The 1,526-nt window shown below is 63.0% G+C and carries 1 protein-coding gene; it reads right to left on the bottom strand.

Going from position 1 to position 1,526, the window contains the following annotated elements:
• Positions 1–84: 84 nt before the first annotated feature.
• Positions 85–1,227, bottom strand: coding sequence for an IS110 family transposase (locus ACSU1L_RS16415; RefSeq protein ID WP_438253267.1), 1,143 nt, complete (start codon positions 1,225–1,227; stop codon positions 85–87).
• Positions 1,228–1,526 lie beyond the last annotated feature (299 nt).

The following is a 1,526-nucleotide window of genomic DNA, read 5'->3' as shown; positions in this document are numbered from 1 at the left end:
GTGTCTGACGCGTAGATGTGGTGGTGAGTAGGCGCGATGAGGATCCCGGGGCCCGTTGTGGCCTCGGGTCGTTCGAGGTCGTGCTCAGGCTGCGTGTGCTTGGTAGGGCTGTGTTCGGGTGAGGATGTGCCAGATCGCGATCAGGAGTGAGTGTTCGATCGCGACCAGCGCGCGTAGCGGTCCCCGGCGGGCAGCGAGGCGCTTGTAGCGGTGCTGGAAGAAGGATCCGTTCGTGTGGGCTGCTGCCATCGCCGCGATCCCGAGAGCACCTTTGAGGTGCGCGTTTCCTGCCCGGGTGTGGGAGTGCTTCGAGATGCCGGCGGACTCGTGCTGTCCGGGGCAGACTCCCGCCCAGGACGCGAGATGGGCAGGGGTTTCGAACGCGGTCATATCGGCTCCAATCTCGGCGAGGATGTTCGCGGCTCCCGTGGCGCTGATCCCGGGGATCGTCGCGATCAGTTCCCGAGCATCTGCCAGCGTGTTCTCGCGGATGAGTTCATCGATCAGATCGGACAGTGTGCTGATCTGGGCGTCGAGGATATCGATGCGATCCAGTTGCAGCCGAGTCAGCGTGGCGTGGTGCCCGGTGAAGTTGCCTCGCAGCGCGAGCTGGAGCTGATCGATCTTGGATCGCAATCGGCCCAGCGAAAGCTCCGCCAGCACTGCAGCGTCCTGCTCTCCGTCGATCAGTGCATCCAGGAACGCTCTGCCCGACTTACCGAGCGTGGCCGAAGCGACCGAGGTGTATTTGATGCCGGTGGATTCGATCAGCTTCTCCAACTGTGAAATCTCCCGCGTCCGCTGCCGACTCAGACTGGTGCGTTGGCGTGTCAGATCCCGCAGTCGGCGGATCGGCCACGGTGGCACGAACGATCCTCGCACCAGGCCGTGCGCGCCGAGTTCGGCCAACCATTGCGCGTCGGACACGTCGGTCTTCCTGCCGGGGAGGTTCTTCGCATGCCGGGCGTTGACGAGCATCAGATTCAGGTGTTCTTCGAGACCGTAGTAGTAGGGCTTCCAGTAATCACCGGTCGCTTCCATCACCACCAAGGTGACCTGCTCCACTCGCAGATGATCAGCCAGCGCGGCGATGTCGTGGCTCATCGCCCCGTGCACCGAGATCTGTTTGGCAAAGGTGCCGCGTCGGGCACCGGGGACCCGGACGCAGACCTTCGCGTCGCGTTTGGAGATATCCATCCCCGCACACCGTTCGTGAATGACTTCCATGATCGTTCTCCTTCCATCACCATTGAGGAAGAGGTAGTGGCCGCGGCAGGCGGAACTGGGCAAATAAAGTGGAATCTGACGCACGTGCTCTGAAGGCAACACTTCACGAATCCCTACGACTGTCCCGCCGACCAGGCTCATAAACGGGCTCTACGGCACCAAAGACACAACGGCCGTGACGCCGCGACCACCACCCCGTATCTCCAGGGTCCGCTGAACCAGCCATCCCGACAAGGCACCAGACGCGCAAGCATCTGCGCGTCCTCAAGAAAACGCGCCGCAGGCGCGCGGGACCGCTC

Source organism: Microbacterium sp. A94 (assembly GCF_051842855.1).
Classification (GTDB): domain Bacteria; phylum Actinomycetota; class Actinomycetes; order Actinomycetales; family Microbacteriaceae; genus Microbacterium.
This window is presented reverse-complemented; position numbering and strand designations above follow the sequence as displayed.

Excerpts from the sequence above, each read along its gene's own strand:
- ACSU1L_RS16415 (WP_438253267.1), bottom strand. The coding sequence starts at position 1,227 with ATGGAAGTCATTCACGAACGGTGTGCGGGGATGGATATCTCCAAACGC.